Raw genomic sequence first — 5,201 nt, 5'->3', positions numbered from 1 at the left:
ATCCCCATTGGGGCGCCTGGGTGGCCGGAGTTGGCCTGTTGAACACCATCCATGCTCAGCGCGCGGATTGCATTAGCTAGAGTCTTACGATCCATAATCATTACCGTGATAAATACTAAATAAAAGGGAATTCGGTTGGCTGGAAATCCGCAGGCCGACTGAACAGGTGTGGTTTATCCCCCTAAACCGTTGCCCATCCAGTGACCTGCGTTTCCATTAAATTGACTTACAGTTTTGCTTCGATCATCGTTTCCAGTTTGCCCTGGTCGATAGCGAAGTTACGGATACCTTCTGCCAGTTTCTCCACTGCCATTGGGTCCTGGTTGTGCTCCCAGAGGAAATCAGAGTGGGACATGGCGCTTGGGCGCTCCTGTACATCTGTAGTGGCAACCAGTTTAGCTTCTACTGCACCGGTTGATTCTTCCAGTTCCTGCAGCAGTTGTGGGCTGATTGTCAGGCGGTCACAACCGGCCAGCTCAAGAATTTCACCGGTATTACGGAAACTGGCACCCATCACGACAGTCTGGTAACCGTGCTGTTTGTAGTAGTTGTAGATCTTAGTTACTGACAGTACACCCGGATCTTCATTAGAGGCGAAATCACGGCCTTCTTTTGCTTTATACCAGTCCATGATACGACCAACGAAAGGCGAGATCAGGAATACGCCAGCTTCAGCACAGGCACGGGCCTGGGCAAATGAGAACAGCAGAGTCAGGTTACAGTTGATGCCTTCTTTTTCCAGCACTTCCGCTGCGCGAATACCTTCCCAGGTAGAGGCCAGTTTGATCAGGATACGGTCGTTTGGTACGCCGGCATCGTTGTACATTTTGATCAGTTTACGCGCTTTTTCGATGCTGCCTTCGGTGTCGTATGACAGGCGTGCATCGACTTCGGTAGAGATACGGCCAGGAATGGTTTTGAGAATTTCTTTACCAATGGTCACCGCCAGCATGTCGCACGCTTCGTGTACTTGCTCCTGTTTGTCATCGCTTTGGGTTTTGGCGTAGCTGATAGCCTGGTCGATGAAAGGTGCGTACTCGGCGATTTGTGCCGCTTTAAGGATCAGAGACGGGTTGGTCGTTGCATCTTCCGGTTGGTATTTTTTGATAGCTTCAATTTCACCGGTATCGGCAACCACTGTGGTCAGTTTGCGAAGTTGTTCTAACTTGTTGCTCATAATTGATCATCCTATTCTGCGGGCTGAGACCATTCAAAGGGGCTGGTCTGTTAAAACTGCTAGCGTTCTCGACGTAACCTGGCGACGGACTAATTTGATTCCTAATCGCGAATTTGGCACGTTTGAGTCAGCAATGAACATTTGCTTTGAACATATGTTCAGTTGTTGAGTAAATGATGTGGTCATATTTATCTTATACAGCCAGATTGTCAATGCGTGATCACCATGATAGGTGAGGTTTATCAACAAAAAAATTTTGCATCTAGCCCATGTCCACGCAGTAAACGGTTGCGTGGTTCGATAGCTCAGAATACGGTGGCTGTTTTGGTAATGATACGGGATGAGAATATGTAATGGTATTGAGCAAATGTTGCATTGCAGACACTGGGTGAAGTATCCTGACAGCGGTTTAGTTAGCGCGATAAATCTTGCCGAGGAACAGCTGAATGACAGTAATCAATCAAGATAACAGCCAGGCCAATAGTGATCTGCTCACTGAAATTGCCGTTGCTTATTACCAGGATGGGGCAACTCAGGAAGAAATTTCCAAGAAATTCGTCATATCAAGGGCTAAGGTCGGCCGGTTACTGAAACAAGCCCGTGATGAAGGGATTGTAGAGATTACGGTGAAATATCACCCGGTATTCAGTGCCAAGATTGAGCAACGTTTAATTGAACGCTTTGGTGTTAAGCGGGCATTAGTGGCGTTAGACCAACCGAATGAAGAGCAGCAACGCAGTCAGGTGGCGGGGCTGGTATCAAACTATCTTAACAGTACACTGAAGAACGGCATGGTGATTAGCGTTGGTCAAGGACGCAACGTATCAGCGGTGGCCCACCATACCGGGGTGATCACCCATAAAGAGTGTAAATTTGTCAGTGGCATAGGCGGCATTCACCCAAGGGGCGGTATGTTCAACGCCGATCATATCTGCAGGCAATTTGCCAAAATGTATGGTGGTAGTTCAGAGACCCTATACGCCCCGGCCTATGCAGAAACACCGGAACAGAAAACCGCCTTTATGCAAAATAGTACTGTGAAGCTCACATTAGATCAGGCGCGCAAAGCAGACATTGCCCTGGTGGGTATCGGCGATATGAGCGAAAACAGCTACATGGTGGATTTAGGCTGGTTTACGCCGGATGAAGTGGTGCAGTCACGCCTTCAACAGGGCGTAGTTGGCGATTTTGCAGGTCACGATTTCTTTGACGTGCACGGCCGGGTGGCCGATACAGTGATGAATGACCGGGTTATCGGACTGGGTATTAACGAATACCGACTGATCGCTGAAGTGGTTGCCATCGCGGCAGAGAATAGCAAACCGCTGGCACTACTCGGCGCACTTCGCACTGGCGCGATTGATGTCATCGCCACCAGTGTTAGCAATGCGCTGACAGTATTGAACCTGGATGAGCAGATGCGTCAGATAGCGGAATAGTGACGGTAGCTCAGCTGGATTGAAGCAACTCCAGTTGCCAGTGTTGCTTCATATAGTCTGACAAATCGCTGAGGCTAATCGGCCTGGAATAGAAATAGCCCTGAAGTACATCGCAACCGAACTGAACCAACTTCTCTCGCTGCTGATCGGTTTCCACCCCTTCAGCGACCACCTCCATATTAAAATTACGTCCTATTGCAATAATATTTCGTACTATATGCAGCGATTGTTCATCTTCAACTATATGTTCAATAAAGCTACGGTCGATTTTGAGTTCGTCTATTGGGAATGCTCTCAGCATACTGAGTGAAGAGTAGCCGGTACCAAAATCATCTAGTGACAGACACACACCCAGTTGATGTAACCGCTGGCAGACAGGTTTAAACTTCTCAATATCTTCAATAAAGAGATTCTCAGTAATCTCTACCGTTAACAGTCTTAAATTAAACTGGTTCTTTTTTGCAACCTCAGTCAGGTGGTCAATAAATGCACCCTGCATAAACTGCTTTACGGATACGTTGATGGAGAGCTGGAATCTGATATCAAGCTCGGCTTGTAACTGGGTGACTTCTGCTATTGCTCTTTCGATGATATACCGGCCAAGTTTAACCATTTGCCCCGACTGTTCAGCGATAGGGATAAACACATCCGGCGGAATGAAGCCCAGTTTCTCATCGTACCATCGAACCAGTGCTTCAACGCCATACACTTCGCCGTTTGGACGTACCTGAGGCTGGTAAACAAGATAGGGTCGCTGGTCATCGATTGCCTGACGCAGATGTTGTTCCACCTGCAGTTTAAACAGGTGATCTGACTCCATTACGTCGCTGTAAATATTAAACGAATTCCTTTCTGCCTTAGCGGCAAACATCGATATATCAGCGCAACGTAGCAGTGAATCAAGTGAAGAACCGTGATGCGGATAAGAGGCGATACCTATGCTGCAACCGATAGAAAATTGCGCCTGTTCGACGGTGAATGGCTGCGAAATAACATCAATAATTTCCTGGGCTATAGCCGCCAATGCCTGATGCTTGGTTTCGCGAAGCAGCAGAATGAACTCATCACTGGATTGGCGAACCAGCAGCCGGTCTTTGCTGGCAAACATCGTTAGCCGAATGGCTATCTGCTGCAGGACATGATCACCAAAATCGTGGCCGTGCGAATCATTAACGCTTTTGAAATTATCGATATCGATATAAAACAGAGCAAATGGCCGGGTAGGGCGGGTAAGCCATTTTTGAATACTGGTCCTTAAATGGTAACGATTAGGTAGACCGGTAAGTTCATCGTGAGAAGCTTGAAAAACTAATTTTTCCTTAACCACTTTGTCATTGTTAACCGTTGAACGAATCAGGAGGAAAAAGATCAGCAGCACGATGAAAAACACACCAAAAGCCCAAATTGCATCCTGATAAAAATAACTATTGATGAATTCGGTCGGGGTATCCGACATCGCCCAGACATCAAATTCTGCCAGGTATTTAACTGTTACTAAATCTTCCGTACCGTTGAAATCCACTTTTACGTGAACACCAGTGTCTTCCTGCTTAAGCTCAGTCAATGACAAACCTAGCTGTTGATTGGCAGACTGGACCACGCTCTCGAGTAACGGTTGAAAGGCTGGTTGTTGGTAGTCAGCGTCTTCGACTTTGTCTGCCGAAATGAAAATGGGATAGAAATCGCTGCGAATCAACATCACACGATTAGCATTGCTGGTGTGTAGGTGATTATGAAAAACAGAGGAGCTATTCAGTTTTAATCCCGCCGACATTACCGCCATTGGCCGGTCATTTTTATCTCGAATCGTTTTGCGAACCGGCAATATCAGAAAGTCGAGTACGGGATGGCGGTAGGTGTGACCAAGTACCAACCGGTCCGATGCCAGCGCTTCCATAAACGTGGAGCGGCTGGCCTCTTGCTCCATCAGGTTGGGCAACTTGGCGAATTTGGCAGGCTCGGTAATGGAATTAACTGCCAGATAATCGCCTGAGGGAGATAGCAGTGCGAGGCCGCCAATTAAAGGATGAATTTCCAGCAGCTGAGCCAATATGGGACGGACCTCGAAATGAATATTGTCCTGGTTGAGATCAACCGTTTGGGTTAACTGATGCCCGACGATTTGCAACAAAGACGCCTGGCTGCGAAACAGGGAGTCTGAAGAAGCGGCAAACAGTTCAACCTGAATTAGCTGGTTAGCTTTAAACTGATCCTGATTGCTAACGTAAAAACCACGTAGCAGAAAAAGGAGCAATGATGTAGACAACAGCACAACGAAGCCGTACAGCATCCACAAATTTTTATGGTAACGGGTCATTGCTCCAATCATCGTGTTTAATCCCCGTTAGGACCTGTTTCAATAGGCAGATGATCCGCTGCGCCCCATTCAGTCCAGGAGCCATCGTAGACGGACAAGCGTTCAATTCCCAGCTGATACGCTGCCAATAAAAGGATACAAGCCGTCACACCTGAACCGCAGCTAAAGATCATGGGCTGGTCCCGGCTTAGCGCTAACTGGTCAAAGGCCAGTTGCAGTTGTTCGGCAGGCTTGAGTAAGTGCCCATCTATTAACTGGCTAAACGGCA

5 protein-coding genes are annotated in these 5,201 nt (G+C 47.6%); 1 reads left to right on the top strand and 4 read right to left on the bottom strand.

What is annotated here, in order from left to right; genetic code table 11:
* Together ACQY6F_RS18080 and tal are read right to left on the bottom strand one after the other, a co-directional pair.
* Nucleotides 1-95, bottom strand: a 95-nt coding sequence (locus tag ACQY6F_RS18080; protein WP_428776439.1) for a hypothetical protein, incomplete at its 3' end; no start/stop codon positions are given.
* A gap of 131 nt (nt 96-226) precedes the next feature.
* Nucleotides 227-1,177, bottom strand: a complete 951-nt coding sequence (gene tal / locus ACQY6F_RS18075) for a transaldolase (RefSeq protein WP_428776438.1) — start codon at nt 1,175-1,177, stop codon at nt 227-229.
* A gap of 446 nt (nt 1,178-1,623) precedes the next feature.
* Here tal and ACQY6F_RS18070 point away from each other — a divergent pair, with 446 nt between their 5' ends.
* The gene (locus ACQY6F_RS18070; RefSeq protein ID WP_428776437.1) at nt 1,624-2,616 is read left to right on the top strand and encodes a sugar-binding transcriptional regulator; all 993 of its coding nucleotides are present in this window, start codon (nt 1,624-1,626) and stop codon (nt 2,614-2,616) included.
* Nucleotides 2,617-2,626: 10 nt separating this feature from the next.
* On the opposite strand, the gene ACQY6F_RS18065 is transcribed toward ACQY6F_RS18070, so the two are convergent.
* Both ACQY6F_RS18065 and ACQY6F_RS18060 read right to left on the bottom strand, forming a co-directional pair.
* Nucleotides 2,627-4,945, bottom strand: a complete 2,319-nt coding sequence (locus ACQY6F_RS18065) for a bifunctional diguanylate cyclase/phosphodiesterase (protein ID WP_428776436.1) — start codon at nt 4,943-4,945, stop codon at nt 2,627-2,629.
* A gap of 5 nt (nt 4,946-4,950) precedes the next feature.
* Nucleotides 4,951-5,201, bottom strand: a 251-nt coding sequence (locus tag ACQY6F_RS18060; protein WP_428776434.1) for a sulfurtransferase, incomplete at its 5' end; no start/stop codon positions are given.

This window comes from Vibrio sp. (assembly GCF_050299255.1).
Lineage (GTDB): Bacteria > Pseudomonadota > Gammaproteobacteria > Enterobacterales > Vibrionaceae > Vibrio.
The sequence above is the reverse complement of the archived record's forward strand: the minus strand, read 5'-3'. Positions and strand labels throughout refer to the sequence as shown.